The sequence below is a fragment of the Oryzobacter faecalis genome (genome assembly GCF_046764005.1).
Classification (GTDB): domain Bacteria; phylum Actinomycetota; class Actinomycetes; order Actinomycetales; family Dermatophilaceae; genus Oryzobacter; species Oryzobacter faecalis.
In genome coordinates this window covers 172,680-192,806 of sequence record NZ_JBKOFW010000003.1, presented here as the reverse complement: position 1 = coordinate 192,806, position 20,127 = coordinate 172,680, and the positions used below count along the sequence as shown (strand labels likewise).

Here is a 20,127-nt window from a genome sequence, read left to right as displayed (position 1 = left end):
GTCCTGGACTGGACCCACAGTAACGAGCCGGCGTCCCGTCAGGACCGATCTCCGCACAGTTTCTGCATTATGCCTAAGACTGCGCCGATCGCCTCACGCGAGCTGCCGCGCGGCGTCCTCGGTGGCGGCGTCGGGCCCCTCGTCCGCCGCGGCGGCCCGGGCGCGCAGGACACCGAGGACGTTCTCCTTGGCCGAGCCGATGTGCCGGCGCACGGCCTCCTGGGCCAGTCCGGCATCCCGCAGCCGGAGCGCCTCCACGATCTCGGCGTGCTGGTCCTGGGCCGCGCGCAGGCGCCCGGGCACGGACGCCCGCACGCGCGCCGCCTGGATCCTGCGGTGCACGCGCTCGGCCTCGGCCGCGAGCTCGCGGTTGCCACCGAGGTCGCTGATGGCCCGGTGCAGGCGCGCGTCCGCCTCGGCGAAGGCGGCGTCCCCCTGACCCACGAGCTGCTCGAGCTCTGCGAGCACCGAGTACACCGGCCCAAGGTCCAGCTCGGTCCTGGACGCGGCGAGACGCACGGCCTCGACCTCGAGGAGGAGCCGGAGGTCGTACAGGTCGGCCACGACGGCGTACTCGAGCGCCGTGACCACTGCCCCGCGCCGGGGGTGGACCTGGACCAAGCCCTCGCTCTCCAGCCTGCGCAGCGCCTCGCGGACGGGGGTGGTGGACACCCCGAAGTGCTTGGAGAGGGGGATCTCGCGCAGCCGGTCCCCGGGGTCCAGCCGACCGGACGTGATCGCCGCACGGATCGAGTCGCGCACCTGGTCGACGAGGCTGCCGCGGTCGGACAGCGCCTGGAGCGCCGCGAGGTCGGTCATGACGCACAGTATCCAAACGCGGGACCCACGGGCGCAATGGCCCGGACGGCAGGCTGCATGATGCATGCCCGTGGCCGCGTGGGCGCCGGGCCTCCGGCGCGAGGAGGCGTCATCATGGTTATGCATAATGCCTCAAAGGAGTCACCGGGCGCCCGCGCCCCTCACCGACGGAGGTCGACCGTGCCCGAGAGCTCGATCCAGTGGCTGACCGTGCGCGGTGGCGGGGTGGGTCTCGACCCGGCCTCCGGCGCGCTCGTGCGCGCGCAGCTCGACCCGGACGGGCGCGAGGTCGTCCACGCCGCCGGAGACCAGGGGCTGCTCCGGCTCGCCGTCCCCCTGCCCGACTACGGGTCCCACTACCTGGACGTCGGCGCCCACGGCCGGCCCGACGTCGCCCTCGGCCACGACGAGGTCAGTCTCACGTACTCCGGACTCACCTCGGCCCACCACAGTGCCGACATCACGGTGCGGCTCGAGCTGCGCTCGGCGCCGGAGGGGCTCGTCGTGCGCGCTCGCGTCCACAACGGCAGTGAGGCACCCATCCCCCAGGTGGCCTTCCCCCAGGTGACCGGCCTCCTCGCCGGGGGCCACGACCCGGACGCGCGGGTCTCGCTGCGCGCCTCGGCCGCCGGCCACCCTCCCCGCGTGGAGGTGAGCGGCTCGGACGAGACCCGGCTCCGGCTGAGCCGGGGCACCGTGTGGCCGCTGCGGCAGCTGGCCATGCGCCCGGACGACGCCTCGTTCCTCGAGACGCCGCTCCAGCGCTACTACGGGTACGGCGCCTTCGAGTTCAGCATGAAGTGGCTGGACTTCGGCGACCCGCGTGGGGGGATGACGCTGTACTCCCGCGACCGGCGGTACACGGCCCAGGGGCTGCTGGTGGAGCGTCCGGACCGGGCGCGGGACGAGTTCGTTCTGCGGTGGATCCACTTCCCCACCATCGAGCCCGGCGCGACGTGGGACAGCGGTGACTACGTCCTGGTCCTGCACGAAGGCGGATGGCACACCGGGGCCCGGGCCTTCCAGGAGTTCGCGGCCGAGGCCTATCCCTACGACGCGCCGCAGCACATCCGCGAGGCCCTCGGCATCCGGACGGTCTGGCCGCGCATCCGCCACGCGCCGGTCAACTTCGCCATCGACGAGCTGCCCCGGTACGCGGCGGAGCTGGCCGACCCCGACCTCGGACTGGCCGAGCTGTGCGTGTGGCACTGGTGGGAGAAGAACGGGCTGCCGGTCGTCATGGACCCGCGGCTGGGCACCGAGGAGGACCTCCGCTCGGCCCTGTCCCGGTGTCGCGAGCTCGGCGTCCCGGTCTCGTTGTTCGTCAGCCACCACCTGCTGCGGGACACCGACGAGTCCCCCGACGAGTGGAAGCACCACAACGCCGCCGGGCAGGTCGTCGGTGACGACTGGACCTACGGGCTGGACTTCCTGCCCCGGTTCCGCGTGCCGTTCATGGGCACGCACGCGATGGTCCGCGGGTCCCTCCTCGCGCCCGGGATGCGGGAGGCGATCCTCGCCGAGCACGCGCGCCTCCTCGACCTCGGCGCCACCTCCACGTCCTGGGACCAGTACTGGTCCTGGTTCGAGCCGAACTACGGCCCCCACGTCGACGGCCGGGCCGACGAGGAGGGCGACCGGCTGCTCGACGTGGGCCGCGCCATCCACGCCCTCGTGCGGAGCCGGGACCCCCGGGGCACCTTCTCGGGGGAGATGATCACCGAGCAGAAGGTGCCGGTCCTCGACTACACGTGGGACTGGCGCAACGGGGCCGACCTCGACGAGGACGCCCCCTTCCGCTACGTCTTCCCGCACGTCCGCCTCAACGCCAACGTCAACGAGCACCCGCGGGGCGCGCTGCTCGCCTTCGCCGACGGCGGTCTGATCAACGTCATGCCCGGGCAGATGCACAGCCTCCTCCTCGCGCAGTGCCCCGACCTCACGTCCACGCTGCGACGGCTGGCCGCTCTCCGCCGGCGGTTCCTGCGGTTCTTCTGCGAGGGCCAGTTCCACCACGTCGAAGGCCTGACCGTGCACGGCGGCCACGGGAGGGTCTACGCCCACGAGGGGGACGTCCTCGTCGTCCTCGTCAACCCCACCGACCAGCCGGCGGACGTCAGGGCCGGCGTCGACCCGCGTGCCTGGGGCGGCGCGGCGGTCTCCGGTCACCCCGAGGTCGTGGGACTCGACGGCGGCCACCGTCGTGGGGCCGAGCACGGCGGCTACGCGGGAACGCTCGAGCCCGACGACCTCGTCATCCTGCTGTTCACCGCACCGGGCTGAGCCCGGCTGCCCGAGGCGCCACGGCGTCAGGCCACCTGCAGGCCCGGACGGAGCGGTTCGGTCACGAGGGTGGCGGAGGTCCAGGCCCGGTGGTCCAGCGTCGAGATGCGGTCGATGGCGCGCACCTGCGTCGTCCACAGGTCGGGGGTGATCCGGCATCGCAGGTACCCCCGGCGCAGGTCGGCCCGGACCAGGTGGGCGTTCGCCCGCTTGCGAACCTCCAGGCCCGCGTCCGTCTCGCCGCCGTCGCGCCCACTGGAGATCGACGAGCCCGCGAACTCGACGCCCACGACCCGTGACTCCGGGTCCTCGAAGTCCTGCAGGACGTTGAGGTGGTAGTTGCGATGGATGTCTCCGGTGAGCACGACGAAGCCGCCGGCCTCCTTCGCGGCCACCGTGTCGATGACGCGCTGCTGCGCGGCCTGGTAGGCGTCCCACTGGCCCGTGGAGAAGCGTTCGCCCGCGGTGTCGTCGCTGTCGAGCCGGCTGAACAGGACCGTGTTCGCGAGGACGTCCCAGGTGACCTCGCCCGACCCGAGGGTGTCCAGGAGCCAGGCTTCCTGGGCCGCTCCGAGGATCTGCCGGCTCGGGTCCCGCCGCTCTGCGGTGTCGCCGACGGTGCTCCCCGGCAGCTGGTCGGTCTTGTACTGCCGGGTGTCGAGGACGTGGAAGCGCACGAGGTCCCCGTAGTCGAGCCGCCGGTACATCCGGGCACCGTGGCCATCCGGGCGCTGCGGTGGCCGGAGGGGCATGTGCTCCCAGAAGGCGCGGTAGGCGTTGGCCCGCAGCTGGAACAGCGCCGGGTCCTCGGCGTCGTAGTCGTTGGTCACCTCGTGGTCGTCCCAGGTGACCATCCACGGCGAGAGCCGGTGCGCCTCCTGCAGGTCCGGGTCGCTCTTGTAGAGCCCGTACTGCTGCCGGAACCGGCCGAGCGTGTCGGTCTGCCTCGAGTAGTCGTCGGGCAGCGGCGGCAGGTACGGCCAGCGCACGCTCGTCGCGTCGGTCGCGTACTCGTAGATGTAGTCGCCGGCGAAGTACACGAGGTCGGCCGGGTCGGAGGCGGCGTCCTTCCACGCGTGGTACCAGCCGGCGCCCAGGGACTGGCAGGAGGCCACGACGAGGTGCAGGTGGTCGAGGCGCGCGCCGGGGGCCGGGGCGGTCCGCGTGCGGCCGACGGGGCTGAGGTGTCCCCCGGCTCGGAACTGGTACCAGTACTCGCGGTCGGGCTCGAGCCCGTCGACGTCGACGTGGACGCTGTGGGCGTACTCCGGGTGGGCGAGGGTGCTGCCCCGCCGCACGACGCGCGCCATGCCGGGGTCGAGCGCGACCGCCCACTGCACGGGGAAGCCGACCGGGCCCAGCCCCCCGTCCGCCTCGAACGGGCTCGGCGCCAACCTCGTCCACAGGACCACCCTCGTCGGCAGGGGGTCACCGGAGGCGATCCCCACCGTGAAGGGGTCAGCCGCCGGACCGCTGCCCGCGACCGTGGCGGAGGCCCGGTGGGGACGGCCGGCGGCGAAGGCTGCCGTGACCGCCAACCCCGCAGCGGTGAGCAGCCTTCGCCGCCCGAGCCCGCTCCTGATGACTGAACCGGACTCGATCTCCCACCCCGAGGTCATGCAGGAGGAGCCTATGAGCGCTCAGCCAAGAAAACAATACATTCTGCAGAATCGTCCCGGAGCGCGGCGGCGCCCGCACCTGTGACCGCGGCCGTGGCCGTGGCCGTCAGAGACCGCGGAGCGCGGCGCTCGCGCGGCGGTAGGTCTCCTCGTCGATCTCGCCTCGGGCGAACCGCTCGTCGAGGATGGCGCGAGCGCCGGAACCCTCCGCCGGTCCGCGTGGAGCGGTGCGCCCTCCGGTCGGGGCGTCGACGGCCCAGCGCACGACGAGGGCGACAGTGACGAGCAGGACCAGCCAGAAGACCACCATGCCCAGACCCATGCCCCACCACGCGGCAGGTCCCATTCCTCCGTTCCAGTACATCGCCGGACCTCCTTCCGCGGCGGTGGCCGGGCCCCGGGTGAGGGGATCCGGTCGCGGCGACCGGCCCGCGACCGCGCTCCCATCGTCCCCCTGCCCGCGGGGTCCGGCGGCGAAGTGGCTGCCACGTCACACGCCCCCGGCTGCCCCCTCCCACCCGATGTGACTATGGACGCCGTGGGCGGTCGGGGCAGAGACTGGTCGAGGTGCTTGCCGCGGTTGACGGGCCCGGCGGGCGGGAGTCTTCTCTCGTCCCCGATGGCGGCAGGGAGCGGCGGTGCGACCGCCGTGCCGGCGCTGCACGCCGGGGTGGCACCTGGAACGAAGTGTGCCGACCTTGCTGTGCGACTGACGGACGGGGGCCCGCAGTGGATGTCAGCCAGATGCCCAGAAGTCCTGCCCGGTGCCGGGGCCCGCTCGTGGTCCCGACCGGGCGCGTCCGACGATGAGCTCGGCGGTCGTCGGGGCGGTCACGACGGCGACGCCGGCGGGTGTCGCGGGCGTGGACGCGCGGGCGGGCAGGCCGGTGGTCTGCCTGCTGGGTGGGCCCTACCTCGTGGTGGGCGGGCGCACGTCCACGGTGCCGGACGGGTGCCAGCGGCTGCTCGCCTTCCTCGCGATGCACGGCGGGAGGGCGCTGCGGCGCCAGGCGGCCGGGTTGCTGTGGCCGGACGTCGAGGAGGAGCGGGCGGCGGGCAACCTGCGCTCGGTGCTGTGGCGGCTGCGCGCGTGCGGCCACGGGGTGGTCGAGTCGGACAAGAGCGCGGTCTGGCTGCACGCGGGGGCCGGGACCGACATCGGCTCCGTCCACGAGTGGTCCGCGCGGCTCACCGGCGGGCGACCGCTGCCCGGGGACCTGCACACCCGGTGGTGGCACCCGGAGGTGGCCGACCTGCTGCCCGGCTGGTACGACGAGTGGATCGTCGTCGAGCGCGAGCGCCTGCGCCAGCACGTGCTGCACGCCCTCGAGTGCCTCGCCGGGCTCCTCGTGGCCCAAGGCCGGTACGCCGAGGCCATCGAGGCGGCCCTCCTCGCCGTGGCGATCGAGCCGCTGCGCGAGAGCGCCCAGCGCCGGCTCGTCGAGGCCCACCTCGCCGAGGGGAACGTCGCCGAGGCCCACCGGGTGGTCCGGCTCTACGGCGAGCTGCTGGACCGGGAGCTGGGGATCGAGCCCTCACCGGAACTGGTGTCCCTGGTCCCGGGCCGGTGGGCGCCGGGCGTGCGATGACGCGGGGCGGCTACTGGACGTCGTCGTCGGGAGGCGGGAGCTGGTAGCCCAGCTCGGCGTCCACCGTCGACACCCCCTCGACCTCCCGGAGGGCGTCCACGTCGGACGTCCGGCCGGTCACCATCCCGAGGCCCTCGAGCACGGTGTCGACCTCCAGCCCGCGCTGCCGCAACCCCTCGACGACGCCGCCCATGGCGGCCAGGTGCTCCTCGTCGACCGTGACGGTCACCCGGGACACGCCCTCACCCGCGCCGTCCGGCACGTCCGCGGGGTCGGTGTCGGCCGGCTCGATCGGCCCGTCCGGCAGGTCCTCGTCGTGCGGGCTCACGGCGCGAGCACCATCCCCGACCCGACGTCGAGCGAGGGCGCCATCAGCCGCCGGCTCTCCTGCGTCAGCACCGACCACAGCTCGCGACCCCGGTACCCGGTCGCCTCCGCCCACAGGGCGGCCAGGCCCGAGACGTGCGGGGTGGCCATGCTCGTGCCGCTGATCGCCCGGTAGCGCGTCGGCATCGGCCACGACGAGTAGATCTGGTAACCCGGGCCCGCGACGTCGACCTGTCCGCCGCTGACGTCGGGCAGCGTGCGGGCGGAGAAGAACGCCACGTCCAGCTGCTGGTTCAGCGCACCCACGGCGACAATGTACGGGCTGTTCGCCGGCGCCCCGACGAACCCGAACTCCAGGTCCGTGCGCATCGCGTTGTTGCCGGCGGCGGCGACGATGAGCGACCCCTTGGCGAGGGCGCGCCGGCCGGCCGCGGTGTAGGGCGGGTGCACCCGCGGCACGTCCGCGCCCAGCGACATCGAGATCACGGCACACCCGGCCCGGACGGCCCAGTCGATGCCGGCCAGGATGCCCCCGTCCGTCCCGGACCCGCCGTTGCTGAGCACCTTCCCGACGAAGATCGCCGCCTGGTGGGCCACGCCGTACCTCGGTCCGGTGGCGGGCTTCCTCGGACCACAGGCCGTCCCGATGCAGTGGGTGCCGTGGCCGTGGCCGTCCTGCGCCGACTCGCCGGGGACGAAGGACTGCATCGTCACCGCACGGCCCCCGAAGTCCGGGTGTCCGGCATCGAACCCGGTGTCGAGCACGGCCACCGAGATGCCCTGCCCCGACCACCTCGAGGCATCGGCGCGAGTGGCCTGGACGCCCCACGTCAGCTCGGTCGTGTCGCGGAAGACCTGCGGGGACACGGCCGGCCCCTCGCCCGTCACGGGTGCCGGGCTGCCCGCCACGCCGAGGCGCTTGCCGAGGTCGGCGACGCCGTCGACGTAGCCGCGGACGTAGTCGTCGGCGCGCACGTGGTGGACGAGCTCGGGGGAGATCGAGACCACCGTGCCGCGGGACTCCGCGGAGGTCTGCAGCGCCCCCAGCTGGTCGGGGTCGGCCGTGACGACGGCCATGTTCAGCTCCTCGAACACGGTGTCGGTGCTCTTGGCGGTGGCCTCGGGCACCTCGTCCTCGAGCAGCGACCGGGAGGTCGCCACGCCGGACATGCCCGCGGAGTCCTGCAGGATGCCCGCGGGGTCGTCCGCACCCTCCGCGAACACGACGATGAACCGGCCCGTCGTCTCGGGCGGCGTCTGCAGGATGGCCCCGCCGGGGCCCGGCGCGAGCGGGGTGGAACCGGACTCGATCATCGTCTCTCCTGAGGTCGTGGGCCACCGTCCGACGGCGCCCGGTGACAGCGGTCGCGCTCCAGTGAAGGGCGCGGGGCGTCACCGCAGCGTCACCGGCCGCGCCGGGGGCACGCGTCAGGCGGGTGGTTCGGCCACGCTGACGGACACGGACCAGCGGGCGAGGCCCTCGCCCTCCTCCTCCCACTCGTGCTTGAGGACGAACACGAGCGTCGCCGACCCGACGGAGGTCGCTGCCAGCCGGAACTCGCGGAGCCCCCCGCGCCCGAACACCGGGTCGTCGGGCGAGTCCCCCTGTGCCGCTGGGTGGTCCGGCGGTGCGGCGAGGTAGCCGTCCCCGACCACCGTGAGCACCGTCCCGGCGCCGGCCGGGACCCACCGGTAGCCGGTCGTGGCGTTCTCCTCGAGCACCACGACGAGGTCGTCGCCCACCCGGGCGGTGATGCTGCGGCCGTCATCGACCGCGCGGAGCGGGATCTCCACGGGCGGTCAGCGCTTCGACGCCTTCGGCCGGGAGACGCGCTTGGGTGGTGTCGCCGGAGCCTCTCCCTGGGAGGTGGCCTCCTGGAGCTCCTCCACCGACAGTGGGGCCGGCGGGCCACCGCTCGCGGCGACGAGCGAGGCGACCTCCGCGGGTGCTGGGGCCGCGGCGGCGCTGCCCACCGACAGCTGCTCGACGGCCATCGGCGTGGGCAGCCCGGAGTCGGAGGAGACCTGCTCCCCACGGGCCTCGGCCAGCCGGGCGGGCTCGAGGGGCTCGGGGGTCGCACCGGAGCCGGCCGTCTGCAGCTCGTCGAGGGCGACCGGGGCCGGAGCCCCTCCGGCGCTGGTCGACACCGCGGCACCGGCCTCGCCCTGCCCGGTGCCGCCGACGGTGATCGTGATGGTGACTTCGGAGCTCACGACGAGTCCTTTCGTTTGCACCGGTGTGGGTCCTACAGGTACGCCTGCACGATGTTCCCGCTGCCGTCGCGCACGACATAGGCCTGGCGGTTGTTCGCCTTCGCGGCGCTGAGGATCAGCAGCACGTTGGTGACCCCGTCGCCGCTCCCCGGGAGGATGCGGTGCCACGCGTTGGTGCCGGCGAGGTGCGCCCAGGCGTTCTGGGCGTCGCGGCTGGCATAGACCTGGTTGATGTTCGTCCACATGGGGGCATCTCCTTACGTCTCGTAAGCCGTTCGCCCGGCCTACAGGTACACCTGGTGGACGTGGGAGCCGTCCACCAGCACGGTCACGGTCAGGTTCTTGGCGGCCGCGTCGGTGAGGACGGCGTGCACGTTGGTGACCCCGTCCGGGGCGCCGGGGAGGATGCGTCGCCACCCCAGGCCCGGGAAGTGCGCCCACGCGTTCTGCGCGTCTCGACTGGCGTAGACCTGCGACACCTTGGTGCTCTGGTAGACCGGGCCCACCAGCACGTCGGCCGAGTAGAACGACCAGCTCGAGTCGATGAGGAGGTCCGCCTGGCCGTACCGGATGCGGCCGAAGCCCTGGGCCCCCCACGAGGTGCCCCAGCTGTTCTTGATGATCCAGCACTGCTGGTTGTCGTCGTAGCCGACGACGCAGATGCAGTGGTACCCGGGCGGGTTCAGCCGCGTGGCCGCCGACGACTTCACGTAGACCGACGTCCCGTTGTAGGCGAAGAAGTCGCTCCAGACCTCCATGCCGGCGAGGACCGGGCCACGGGCCACGGCCTCCTTGCGGGCGGCCATCGTCGCGTGGCCGGCGTAGCCGGAGATCTTGGTCAGCCGGTTCTGCCAGTCGCTGCACCGGCTGGTGCTGCAGACCATGTTCTGCGGCTGGTAGGGCATGCAGCCCTCGTCCGTGACCCCGGTGCTCTGCGCGAACGCCAGGCCGGACGTCAGGCCCCAGCCGCTGCAGCTGCCACCGCCGCAGAACTGGAGGAACGCCTCCGACAGGTCGATGCCGTAGGAGGGGTTGTTCAGCTTGATGCGGGCCCCGGACTCCATCACCGCGCACGTGCAGAAGGACACGCAGGAGCCGCACCCGCCCTGGTTCTTCACCGGCGTCACGAAGCCACCGGTGCGCCAGTCCACCGCGGTGGGGGCACCGACACCCGTCCCGAACGACGCCGCCTCCTGCGCGGCGAGCGCCTGGGTCTCCGCCGTGAGCGCCGCCATCTCCTCCGGGGTGACGACCACCCCGAGGTAGCCCTGCCGCTCCTGCGCCGACATGCGGGTGAGGAAGTTCTCCTCCGCCTCCCAGGAGAGACCGTCCGCCTCGATGGCCGCCTGGATCTCGCTGACCGTGGGTCCGTCGTTCGCCATGTCTCACCTCACCGGGATGCGCTTCGGTTCGGTGCCATTGAAGGACCTCGCCGTCACGCCGCCGTCACCCCGGCGTCATCGGTGTGGCTCGCCGCCGCTGTGGCGAGGACGGTCGTCGACCGCTCGGTGATGACGTCGCGGTACCCTCGGGCGTCGTGCGGGTGGGACCGGCGAGCCGCGGGCCCGCCCGGGCTGCAGCCCACACCCCCCGGGCCTCTAGCTCAATTGGCAGAGCTGCGGACTTTTAATCCGTAGGTTGTGGGTTCGAGCCCCACGAGGCCCACCATCACCCGGAGACCTACAGCCCACCATCAGCGCAGGTCGCGCGCCCTCTCCGTGACAGCCGACGAGCGATGTCGAGGAGGGTGACAGGCCCCGGCTCAGGCGGCGGGGCGGTGGGTCTCGGCGTCGGCTCGAGCTCGGCGCGCCGCGGCGGCACGCTCACGGCGCTCCTGGCGCAGCCGCTCCTGCGGGTCGTCGGTGCCGAGCTGGGCCGGTCCGAAGACGCTCAGTGCCGCGTACCGGAGCCTCCAGCGGATGCGGTACCCGAGGGGGAGCCCCTCGTGGTCGGTTCTGCCCATGACGTCCTCCGATTACTTTGTGCCCTAAGTGTTACGACACGAATATACCTTCTCGAGGCGCTACCATCGTCCGCATGACCGCCCCCCGGACCGCCGACGCGCCCGCCGTGGCCGGTGGTGCCGCGGTCGACCTCCTCGCCCTCGACCGTCAGGTGTGCTTCGCGCTCGCCGTCGCGTCACGCACCGTCATCGGGGTCTACCGGCCGCTCCTCGAGCCGATGGGACTGACCCACCCCCAGTACCTCGTCATGCTGGCCCTCTGGGAGGAGGCGCCGCTGCGGGTGTCGGAGGTCGCCGAGCGCCTCAGCCTCGAACCGGCCACCCTCTCACCGCTGCTCAAGCGCCTCGAGGCGATGGGCTACGTCGAACGCCGCCGGGACCCGGAGGACGAGCGCGCGGTCGCCGTCTCCCTCTCCACGCGCGGTCGACGGCTGCGGGCGAGGGCCGAACGCATCCCCCCGGCGGTCGTCGAGCGGCTCGGGATGGAGATCGCCGAGCTCGAGGACATCCGCGACCGCCTCACCACCCTCATCGCCGCGACGAGGCGACCCGCCTCCTGACCTCGCCCTGACCGACCGCCGTGCCGCCGACGACGGGCGTCCGGACGGTGGACGCCCGGGACCCGCGATTTCACCGGGGCCCGAGGCCGCCGGTAGCGTGACGCCCGAAAGGGAGTAGTCCCCAATCACCGCGTCGACACACTGACCCTCGGGTCCGGTGCGGTGGGCCACCTCGGGTGGCGGACGAGACTTTCGGCCGGAACGACGACCCATCAACGGGCGTGCCTGGCCGAAGGTGCGTCCAGGCGCTCCTCGGCGGGGGCACGCGAGGAGACCACATGTACGCCTTCCTGCTCAGCACCGCCGTCATCTTCGTCGCGGAGCTCGGCGACAAGAGCCAGCTGATGGCGATGACGTTCGCCACGCGCTACCGCGTCCGCGACGTGCTCATCGGCATCACCGTCGCGACCGCCGTCGTCCACCTCGCCTCGGTGGCGATCGGGGCCGCCGCCGGTGTCGCCTTCGGCGAGTACCAGGGGGCGATCTCCGTCGTCGCCGGCCTCGCCTTCCTCGCCTTCGCGATCTGGACGCTGCGAGGCGACGAGCTCACCGAGGAGGAGGCGTCGAAGGCACGACGCTCGACCGGAGCCGCGATCCTCGCCGTCGGTACCGCGTTCTTCCTCGCCGAGCTCGGCGACAAGACGATGCTCGCCACCGTCACCCTCGCGACCCAGGAGGACTGGTTCGGTGTCTGGGTCGGCAGCACCCTCGGGATGGTCGTCGCCGACGCGCTCGCCATCGGCGTCGGGGCTGTCCTCGGGCGCAGGCTGCCCGAGCGGGTGATCCGCTACGGGGCCGCGATCGCCTTCGCGCTCTTCGGCGCGCTGCTCATCGCCGAGGGGCTGGGCCTGCTCTGACTGCTCAGCGCGTCAGGGCCTCGAGGACGAGGGTTGGAGCAGGGTTCGTGTGCGGCACGCCGTCGATGACGACCGTCGGCACGGTCTCGTTGCCGTCGTTGACGCTCGCGACGAACGCGCGGCCGTCGTCGTCCTCCCAGATGTTCACCCACGCGATGTCGTCGTTGTGCTTCCGCACCGCCACCCGCAGCCGCCCGCTGAAGGGGCAGCCGGGCCGCCAGTAGATCGCCACGCCGTCGCGGGCGTGCTCGACGGCCTCCGCGTGGGTCGTGGGCTGCGGCGTACCGGCAAATCGGTCGACGAGGGGCATGGCACCAGCGTAGATGGGCCGGCGGCGCCGCTGTAGGCTCCTCGACCAGCGGACACGCCTCCCGACGACGCCCGGCCACCGCGGCAGACCCGCCCGTCCCGGAGGTTCCATGAGCCCCGAACGCTCCACAACGATCCACGTCGCACTCGACCTTCCCGTCGAGACGGCGGGGCGGCTCGCCGTGTCGGTCGCCGTCGCCGGTCACCTCGAGCGAACCGAGAGCCTCACCGTGGCGACGGAGGACGGCGCGCCCGTGCCGCACCACGAGGTCGAGTTCGACTGCGGCACAGTGCTGCACGTCATCGATGCGCCGTCCGGGCACGTTCGCGTGCGCTACGGCGCGACGGTCGCCCTCGGTGTGACCGAGCCGCGCCCGGTGACGGAGGCCGATGCCCTGCGCTACGTGATCCCGAGCCGCTACTGCCCCAGCGATCGCGTGGAGGGTTACGCCACAGCAGAGTTCGGGCACCTCGAGGACGACACGGCGCGGGCGCTCGGCGTCGCCGAGTGGGCCCACCTGCGCCTCACCTACAGCCCCGGGTCGACGACGGCGTCCGACGACGCCCTCGTGCCGCTTCACTCCGGGCACGGCGTGTGCCGCGACTACGCCCACCTCGTCGTGACGATGCTGCGCGCCCTCGGGATGCCCGCCCGCTACGTGTCGGTCTACGCCCCCGGCCTCTCACCGATGGACGCCCATGCAGTCGCGGAGGTCGCGGTCGACGGCACGTGGCGCCTCGTCGACGCCACCCGGCTGGCCCCTCGGGGCTCGATGGTGCGGATCGGCACCGGCCGGGACGCCGCCGACGTCGCCATCGTCACCGGGCTCGGGGGCACCTCGGCCGCACCGGGGTTCACCGTGACGGCGACGGCGGAGCCGCATCTCCCCGAGGACGACCCCGACCAGCTCGTCACCCTCGCCTGAGTGGTCAGACCTCGAGGGGGGTGACGAGCGCTCCGAGGCAGTGGTAGACGTCCGGGCGGCCGGGCCAGATCGTCCCGGCCTCGCGCAGGTCGTCGTCCAGCTCGTTGCGCCACGTCCCGCGCTCGTCGACGAAGTACCGCACGGCGTGGTCCCAGAGCCGGCGGTACCAGGCCTCCCAGTGGGGGTCGCCGGTACGGCGGACCAGGCCTGACGTCACCTGGATGCCCTCGCAGACCGGCCAGTGGAGGCGCACGTCGGCGACCGGGGCGCCCTCCCAGTCGACGGTGTAGACGAGCCCCGGGCGGCCGTCGAGCCCCCACCCGCCGTCGAGCGCCCTGCGGGTCAGCTGTTCGGCGCCCTCGAGCAACCAGGCCGGTGAACCGAAGAGCGGTGACGCGTCGAGCTGGAGGAGGAAGCGCGCCCACTCCAGCGAGTGGCCGAAGGTCGCGCCGAAGGGCCGGAACGGGTGGTTCGGGTCGTCGCGGTTGTAGTCGGGGATCTCGTCCCAGTCCTGCGAGAAGTGTTCGGGGAGAAGCCATTCCCGGCCACGGGCCGCGCGGTTGATCAGTCGGTCGGCGACATCGAGGGCGCGCTCGTGCCAGACCGCGTCACCGGTGGCGTGGCCCATCTGGATGAACGCCTCGATGCCGTGCATGTTGGCGTTGGCCCCCCGGTAGGGCTCAGGGGCGGACCAGTCGCGGGCGAAGGACTCCCGCAGTGTGCGGCTGTCCTCGTCCCACAGGTGGGTGTCGACGACCTCGGTGATCTGCTCCAGGAGGGTCACCGCGGACGGATGGCCGACCGCCGCGGCGGCGGACGCCGCCAAGCCGACGTGCACGTGGTCGTACGTGGACTTCGGTGTGTCGGAGCCGGGTTCCGTGAACCATCCGCCGTACTCGGGGTCGGCGTGCAGTTCGAGCAGCGACGCCAGCGCATGGTCGAGGAGCTCTCCCGAGCCGGGGATCCCGTGGCGCACCCCTGTGGCCGAGGCCCACGCCATCCGGGCGGTGAGGAAGAGCTGGGGTCGCTTGTCCGGGAGCGGGTTCCCGTCGGCGTCGAGCCAGTGGAACCCGCCGCCCTCGCGGATGGACGGGAGCACGAAGCGGAGGACGTCGGCCATCCCACGCTCGAGCCAGGCCCGGTGGGCCGGGGTGTCGAGCCATGACGCAGCGGCGGTCATCGGGCCTGCACCTCGACTCGGTAGGTCATCGTGTGGCTCTCGCCGGGGTCGACGATCACGGTGTTCTCGAGGGCGTTCGCGCCCTCGACGCACACGAACCCGGTCCAGTCGTCGTCGCCGATGTCGGGGACCTCGGCGGCCTTCTCGGCCCACGGGTTCCACACGACGACGTTGCCCGCGCCCTCCGTCGAGACGACGAGACGACGGCCGAGCACGGGGTCGTCGACGACGACGGGGTCGCTGGTGCGGAAGACGGCGTCGGTCTCGCCGCCGAAGGTGACGTGGCCCACCTGCACACGTTCGGCGCCGGTCACCTTGTCGTAGAACGGTTTCCCGGCCATCCCGTGGAGGGTCGTCTCCCGGATATCCCCGACGACGAGGTAGGCGTGCAGGGCCTCCTCGACGTCGATGGGGCTGTCCCCGGTGTTCGTCGTCGTCAGGGTCAGCTCGAGGGCGGCCCCGAGCCGCGAGCGGAGCTCGAGGACGTAGGGGTGCGGCCACAGCCGGGACGACGCCGCCGCCTGCGTGAGCCGGTGGGTGAGGACGACGTCGTCACCGTCATCGGCCCGGTCGACGAGCTCCCACGCGGCGACGCGGACGAACCCGTGGGCGGGCTCCATCCCGCCGTCGCGCCCCGGGCCGAACCACGGCCAGCAGACCGGCACCCCGCCGCGGATCGGGCGGCCGCCCTCGAACCGAGCCGTCGTGCTGACGTAGAGGACGGGGTCGGCGCCGGCGGGGGCCCAGCGCACCACCTGGGCGCCCTGGTCGTGCACCTCCGCGGTGCAGGAGGGGGAGTCGACGATGTGCGGGGGCGGCAGGGGGTCGGCCATGACCACGACCCTACGGAGGGTCGAGAGGTGCTGCCAGAGGGGCGTCCACCTGGGCGCTGCTGAGAGCGTCCACAAGTGACTTGGGTCACTTTCTCCATTCGTCTGCGCAGGTCACGGGCGCGGCTTTACCGTTCGGTGACCATTTGTTGACCGTCAGGGGAGGGCCAATGAGCCCAATGTCACGGGTGCGCGCTGTCGCCACCCTCGCCATCACGTCCGTCATCATCGCTGCCGGGGGAGGTGCAGCCCTCGCGGACAACGTGATCGTCGACGGTGACACGGTCACGTCCGGCGTCCAGGCTCCCGTCGCCCTCGGCAGCATCTGCACCGGCGTCCAGACCACGCGGACCATCGAGGTGTGGATCACGCGCCAGGGGCAGGGCTCCGGGAACAACGTGTACGAGGACGGAACCTCGGTCGACCTCCAGGTGTCGAGCAACAACGCGGTCGTGAGTGCCACCATCCCCGCGGACAGCACGAGTGACCTGACCGTGCCGACCACCTGGGAGGGGTCGGCCAACGGGGTCATCACGGCCAAGAAGAGCGTCAGCGTGAGGGTGACACCGACGGCGACCGGCTCCGGGACCGCCACCATCACGGTGAACGCCGTGGGCACCGAGGCGAGTGGCGGGAGCCTGACGCGTACCGGATCCATCGGCTTCAACTGGACGGCCGAGGACTGCGCGAAGGCGACGACGACGACCGTCTCGTGCCCGACCAGCTCTCCGTACACCGGAATGCCCGTCGCGGTGTGCACCGCCACCACGACGGAGACGGTCGGCGGGGCGTTCGTCGCCAACCCGACGGTGTCGTACACCCCGAACGTGAACGTCGGCGCCGTCACGGCCTCTGCATCCTTCGGTCCGACCGCGACGCATCTCGCCAGCAACGACACGGAGACCTTCCAGATCACCCAGGCCTCGACGACGACCACCGTGAGCTGCCCCTCGCAGCCGCAGCCGTACACCGGGAGTGCGCAGACCCCGTGTTCCGCATCCGTCAGCGGCCCCGGTCTGAACCAGTCGCTCACCGTCGGGTACTCGAACAACACCAACGCCGGCACCGCGACGGCCAGCGCCTCGTACACCGGTACCGCCAACCTGGCGGCGAGCAGTGACAGCGAGAACTTCACGATCGGCCAGGCCACGACCACGGTCACCGTGACGTGCGCCCCCGGGCCGTACACCTACACCGGCTCACCGATCACGCCCTCCTGCACCGCATCGGCCAATGGTCCGGGCCTGGACGAGGCACTGACGGTGACCTACAGCGACAACACGAACGCCGGCACCGCCACGGCCTCGGCCGGCTACGCCGGTGACGCCAACCACGCCCCCGCAACCGGCACGACGACGTTCCAGATCGGCAAGGCCGCCCCGGACTGCTCGTCGATCACCGGCTACACCGGCGTCTACGACGGTGAGGCCCACGGCGCCACCGGAACCTGTGTCGGCGTCGACGGCGAGGTCCTCGCCGACCTGGACCTCGGAGCCACGTTCACCGACGTCCCCGGCGGCACCGCGAACTGGTCCCTCCCGGCCAGTGCCAACCACGAGTCCGACAGCGGCAGCGTCTCCATCTCCATCGGAGGGGCCACGCCGGACTGCGCCGTCGACGGGTACTCCGGCGTCTACGACGGTGAGGCCCACGGCGCCACCGGAACCTGTGTCGGCGTCGACGGCGAGGACCTCGAGGGCGACCTCGACCTCGGCGCCACGTTCACCGACGTCCCCGGCGGCACCGCCACCTGGAGCTTCACCCCCGACAGCGGCAACTACGTCGCCACCGGCGGCACCGTCGACATCGTCATCACCCCGGCCACACCGGTCTGTGACGTCGACGGCTACACAGACGTCTACGACGGTGAGGCTCACGGCGCCAGCGGCAGCTGCGTGGGCGTCAAGGGCGAGACCCTGAGCGGGCTCGAGCTCGGCGACACCTTCACCGACGTCCCCGGCGGCACCGCCAGCTGGTCCATCCCGGCCAGCACCAACTACCTGGCCGACAGCGGCGCCGCCGCCATCACCATCACCCAGGCCGCGCCGGACTGCTCCGGCATCGCCGGATACTCCGGGGTCTACGACGGTGACCCGCACGGCGCCAGCGGCAACTGCGTCGGCGTCAAGGGCGAGACCCTGAGCGGGCTCGACCTCGGCGACACCTTCACCGACGTCCCCGGCGGCACCGCCAGCTGGTCCATCCCGGCCAGCACCAACTACGTGGCCGACTCCGGCACCGCCGAGATCGTCATCACCCAGGCCACCCCGGTCTGTGACGTCGTCGGCTACACCGGGGTCTACGACGCGGCCGCCCACGGCGCCACCGGCAGCTGCACCGGCGTCAACGACGAGGAGCTGCCGGGCCTGACCCTCGGCGACACCTTCACCAACGTCCCCGGCGGCACCGCCGAGTGGACCTTCACGGGCGGCACCAACTACGCCGACGACTCCGGCTCGGTCCAGATCGAGATCAGCAAGGCCACCTCCACGGTGACCCTGATCTGCGACGGCGCCAAGGTCTACACCGGCAACGCGGTCAAGCCGTGCAACGCCACCGCCTCCCGCGTCGGCGCCCTCCCCGTCGAGCTCGACGTCGACTACACCGACAACGTCAACGCGGGCCCGGCCTCGGCCAGCGCCACCTGGGAAGGGGACGGCAACCACACCGGCGACTCCGCGTCCGAAGGCTTCACCATCGCCAAGGCCGCACCCATCTGCACCATCACCGGATACAGCGGCTCCTACACCGCCACCGCCCACGGCGCCCTCGGCACCTGCGTCGGAGTCGACGGCACCGACCTCACCGCCAACCTCGACCGCGGCGGCTCGTACACCGACGTCCCCGGCGGCACCGCCACCTGGACCCTGTCCGAGTCCGCCAACCACCTCGGCGCCAGTGACACCGTGACCGTCACGATCACCCCGATCGACGCCAGCTGCACCATCAGCGGGTTCACCGGCACCTACGACGGCCTCGCCCACGGCGCCACCGGCACCTGCACCGGCATCGGCGGCGAGAGCCCCGGCACGCTGAACCTCGGCGCCACCTTCACCGACGTCCCCGGCGGCACCGCCACCTGGACCCTCACCGGCAACGACAACTACAACGACCAGACCGGCACCGCCCCCATCACCATCGGCAAGGCCACCGCCGACTGTGGCATCGTCGGCTACACCGGCGTCTACGACGCCGCCGCTCACGGCGCCACCGGCACCTGCACCGGCGTCAACGACGAGGAGCTGCCGGGCCTGACCCTCGGCGACACCTTCACCAACGTCCCCGGCGGCACCGCCGAGTGGACCTTCACGGGCGGCACCAACTACGCCGACGACTCCGGCTCGGTCCAGATCGAGATCAGCAAGGCCACCTCCACGGTGACCCTGATCTGCGACGGCGCCAAGGTCTACACCGGCAACGCGGTCAAGCCGTGCAACGCCACCGCCTCCCGCGTCGGCGCCCTCCCCGTCGAGCTCGACGTCGACTACACCGACAACGTCAACGCGGGCCCGGCCTCGGCCAGCGCCACCTGGGAAGGGGACGGCAACCACACCGGCGACTCCGCGTCCGAAGGCTTCACCATCGCCAAGGCCGCACCCATCTGCACCATCACCGGATACAGCGGCTCCTACACCGCCACCGCCCACGGCGCCCTCGGCACCTGCGTCGGAGTCGACGGCACCGACCTCACCGCCAACCTCGACCGCGGCGGCTCGTACACCGACGTCCCCGGCGGCACCGCCACCTGGACCCTGTCCGAGTCCGCCAACCACCTCGGCGCCAGTGACACCGTGACCGTCACGATCACCCCGATCGACGCCAGCTGCACCATCAGCGGGTTCACCGGCACCTACGACGGCCTCGCCCACGGCGCCACCGGCACCTGCACCGGCATCGGCGGCGAGAGCCCCGGCACGCTGAACCTCGGCGCCACCTTCACCGACGTCCCCGGCGGCACCGCCACCTGGACCCTCACCGGCAACGACAACTACAACGACCAGACCGGCACCGCCCCCATCACCATCGGCAAGGCCACGAGCCTGGTCACGGTGACCTGCCCGGTGTCGGTCGACTGGACGGGCTCGGCGATCACGCCGTGCACGGCTCAGGCGACAGGCGCCGGCATGGCTCCGGTCAACCTGGCCCCGTCGTACACCAACAACGTCGACGCCGGGACCGCCACGGCGAGCGCCACCTGGTCGGGCGACGTCAACCACACGGGCAGCACCGGATCCGCCACGTTCAAGATCGCCTCCTGGTGGACGCTCAAGGGCTTCTACCAGCCGGTCGACATGAACAACGTCCTGAACACGGTGAAGGGTGGCAGCACGGTTCCGCTGAAGTTCGAGGTCTTCGCCGGTTCCACGGAGAAGACCACAGTCGACGCGGTCAAGTCGCTGGCGTACGCCGAGACCAGTTGCACCCTGGCGACCATCACGGACGACATCGAGACCGTGGCGACTGGTGGGACCGCCCTCCGGTACGACTCCACCGCCGGTCAGTTCATCTACAACTGGAAGACGCCGAGCACGGCAGGCAAGTGCTACAGGGTGACGATGACCACCGCCGACGGCGGCACCCTCATGGCCTACTTCAAGCTGAAGTGACGCGCTGAGCCAGAGGAGGCGAGGGGCCGGGTCCGTGTGGACCC

Annotated in this window: 20 protein-coding genes and 1 tRNA gene; 7 read left to right on the top strand and 14 right to left on the bottom strand. The window is 72.2% G+C overall.

Annotation, left to right across the window (positions count from 1 at the left end; translation table 11 throughout):
* Window positions 1-93: 93 nt before the first annotated feature.
* Window positions 94-819, bottom strand: a complete 726-nt coding sequence (locus ACK8HX_RS07580; protein ID WP_411940068.1) for a GntR family transcriptional regulator — start codon at window positions 817-819, stop codon at window positions 94-96.
* A gap of 180 nt (window positions 820-999) precedes the next feature.
* On the opposite strand from ACK8HX_RS07580, the gene ACK8HX_RS07575 reads away from it, so the two are divergent.
* Window positions 1,000-3,102, top strand: coding sequence for a hypothetical protein (locus ACK8HX_RS07575; protein WP_411940067.1), 2,103 nt, complete (start codon window positions 1,000-1,002; stop codon window positions 3,100-3,102).
* A 26-nt stretch (window positions 3,103-3,128) separates the two neighbouring features.
* Here ACK8HX_RS07575 and ACK8HX_RS07570 read toward each other — a convergent pair whose 3' ends face one another.
* Window positions 3,129-4,721 carry an alkaline phosphatase D family protein gene (locus tag ACK8HX_RS07570; RefSeq protein ID WP_411940066.1) on the bottom strand — a complete coding sequence of 531 codons (1,593 nt, stop codon included), beginning with the start codon at window positions 4,719-4,721 and terminating at the stop codon, window positions 3,129-3,131.
* Window positions 4,722-4,827: 106 nt separating this feature from the next.
* Complete coding sequence (locus tag ACK8HX_RS07565) at window positions 4,828-5,085, bottom strand: SHOCT domain-containing protein (protein WP_411940065.1); 258 nt, start codon at window positions 5,083-5,085, stop codon at window positions 4,828-4,830.
* A 442-nt stretch (window positions 5,086-5,527) separates the two neighbouring features.
* On the opposite strand from ACK8HX_RS07565, the gene ACK8HX_RS07560 reads away from it, so the two are divergent.
* Entirely contained in the window at window positions 5,528-6,310 is a 783-nt protein-coding gene (locus tag ACK8HX_RS07560) for an AfsR/SARP family transcriptional regulator (protein WP_411940064.1), read from the top strand.
* 10 nt (window positions 6,311-6,320) lie between these two features.
* Here ACK8HX_RS07560 and ACK8HX_RS07555 read toward each other — a convergent pair whose 3' ends face one another.
* The 6 genes from ACK8HX_RS07555 to ACK8HX_RS07530 form a co-directional block, all read right to left on the bottom strand.
* Entirely contained in the window at window positions 6,321-6,638 is a 318-nt protein-coding gene (locus tag ACK8HX_RS07555) for a hypothetical protein (RefSeq protein WP_411940063.1), read from the bottom strand.
* Complete coding sequence (locus ACK8HX_RS07550) at window positions 6,635-7,951, bottom strand: S8 family serine peptidase (protein WP_411940062.1); 1,317 nt, start codon at window positions 7,949-7,951, stop codon at window positions 6,635-6,637. Before ACK8HX_RS07550 ends, ACK8HX_RS07555 begins: the two co-directional genes overlap by 4 nt.
* 114 nt (window positions 7,952-8,065) lie before the next feature.
* Complete coding sequence (locus ACK8HX_RS07545) at window positions 8,066-8,431, bottom strand: protease inhibitor I42 family protein (RefSeq protein WP_411940061.1); 366 nt, start codon at window positions 8,429-8,431, stop codon at window positions 8,066-8,068.
* 6 nt (window positions 8,432-8,437) lie between these two features.
* A complete protein-coding gene (locus tag ACK8HX_RS07540) occupies window positions 8,438-8,851 on the bottom strand; it encodes a hypothetical protein (RefSeq protein ID WP_411940060.1) in 414 nt (137 codons plus the stop codon).
* Window positions 8,852-8,883: 32 nt separating this feature from the next.
* Window positions 8,884-9,096 carry a hypothetical protein gene (locus ACK8HX_RS07535; RefSeq protein WP_411940059.1) on the bottom strand — a complete coding sequence of 71 codons (213 nt, stop codon included), beginning with the start codon at window positions 9,094-9,096 and terminating at the stop codon, window positions 8,884-8,886.
* A 39-nt stretch (window positions 9,097-9,135) separates the two neighbouring features.
* Window positions 9,136-10,233, bottom strand: coding sequence for a C1 family peptidase (locus tag ACK8HX_RS07530; protein ID WP_411940058.1), 1,098 nt, complete (start codon window positions 10,231-10,233; stop codon window positions 9,136-9,138).
* Between the two features lie 210 nt (window positions 10,234-10,443).
* Here ACK8HX_RS07530 and ACK8HX_RS07525 point away from each other — a divergent pair.
* A tRNA-Lys gene (locus tag ACK8HX_RS07525) sits at window positions 10,444-10,519 on the top strand.
* A 94-nt stretch (window positions 10,520-10,613) separates the two neighbouring features.
* On the opposite strand, the gene ACK8HX_RS07520 is transcribed toward ACK8HX_RS07525, so the two are convergent.
* On the bottom strand, window positions 10,614-10,814 hold the full coding sequence (locus tag ACK8HX_RS07520; RefSeq protein ID WP_411940057.1) for a hypothetical protein: 201 nt from the start codon (window positions 10,812-10,814) through the stop codon (window positions 10,614-10,616).
* A gap of 74 nt (window positions 10,815-10,888) precedes the next feature.
* On the opposite strand from ACK8HX_RS07520, the gene ACK8HX_RS07515 reads away from it, so the two are divergent.
* Complete coding sequence (locus ACK8HX_RS07515) at window positions 10,889-11,374, top strand: MarR family winged helix-turn-helix transcriptional regulator (RefSeq protein ID WP_411940056.1); 486 nt, start codon at window positions 10,889-10,891, stop codon at window positions 11,372-11,374.
* 278 nt (window positions 11,375-11,652) lie between these two features.
* Window positions 11,653-12,231 (top strand): TMEM165/GDT1 family protein, encoded by a 579-nt coding sequence (locus ACK8HX_RS07510; RefSeq protein WP_411940055.1) that lies wholly within the window; start codon window positions 11,653-11,655, stop codon window positions 12,229-12,231.
* Between the two features lie 4 nt (window positions 12,232-12,235).
* Here ACK8HX_RS07510 and ACK8HX_RS07505 read toward each other — a convergent pair whose 3' ends face one another.
* Window positions 12,236-12,541 carry a glutaredoxin domain-containing protein gene (locus tag ACK8HX_RS07505; protein WP_411940054.1) on the bottom strand — a complete coding sequence of 102 codons (306 nt, stop codon included), beginning with the start codon at window positions 12,539-12,541 and terminating at the stop codon, window positions 12,236-12,238.
* Between the two features lie 109 nt (window positions 12,542-12,650).
* Between ACK8HX_RS07505 and ACK8HX_RS07500 the strand changes: the two genes are divergently transcribed.
* Window positions 12,651-13,466 carry a transglutaminase-like domain-containing protein gene (locus ACK8HX_RS07500; RefSeq protein ID WP_411940053.1) on the top strand — a complete coding sequence of 272 codons (816 nt, stop codon included), beginning with the start codon at window positions 12,651-12,653 and terminating at the stop codon, window positions 13,464-13,466.
* Between the two features lie 4 nt (window positions 13,467-13,470).
* Here ACK8HX_RS07500 and ACK8HX_RS07495 read toward each other — a convergent pair whose 3' ends face one another.
* The 3 genes from ACK8HX_RS07495 to ACK8HX_RS07485 all read right to left on the bottom strand — a co-directional run bounded on the left by ACK8HX_RS07495 (window position 13,471) and on the right by ACK8HX_RS07485 (window position 16,413).
* A complete protein-coding gene (locus ACK8HX_RS07495; protein ID WP_411940052.1) occupies window positions 13,471-14,646 on the bottom strand; it encodes an AGE family epimerase/isomerase in 1,176 nt (391 codons plus the stop codon).
* Window positions 14,643-15,479, bottom strand: a complete 837-nt coding sequence (locus ACK8HX_RS07490) for a D-hexose-6-phosphate mutarotase (protein ID WP_411940051.1) — start codon at window positions 15,477-15,479, stop codon at window positions 14,643-14,645. Before ACK8HX_RS07490 ends, ACK8HX_RS07495 begins: the two co-directional genes overlap by 4 nt.
* Window positions 15,480-15,564: 85 nt before the next feature.
* On the bottom strand, window positions 15,565-16,413 hold the full coding sequence (locus ACK8HX_RS07485) for a hypothetical protein (RefSeq protein ID WP_411940050.1): 849 nt from the start codon (window positions 16,411-16,413) through the stop codon (window positions 15,565-15,567).
* Window position 16,414: 1 nt separating this feature from the next.
* Here ACK8HX_RS07485 and ACK8HX_RS07480 point away from each other — a divergent pair, with 1 nt between their 5' ends.
* Window positions 16,415-20,083, top strand: coding sequence for a PxKF domain-containing protein (locus tag ACK8HX_RS07480; protein ID WP_411940049.1), 3,669 nt, complete (start codon window positions 16,415-16,417; stop codon window positions 20,081-20,083).
* The last annotated feature ends 44 nt before the right edge of the window (window positions 20,084-20,127 follow it).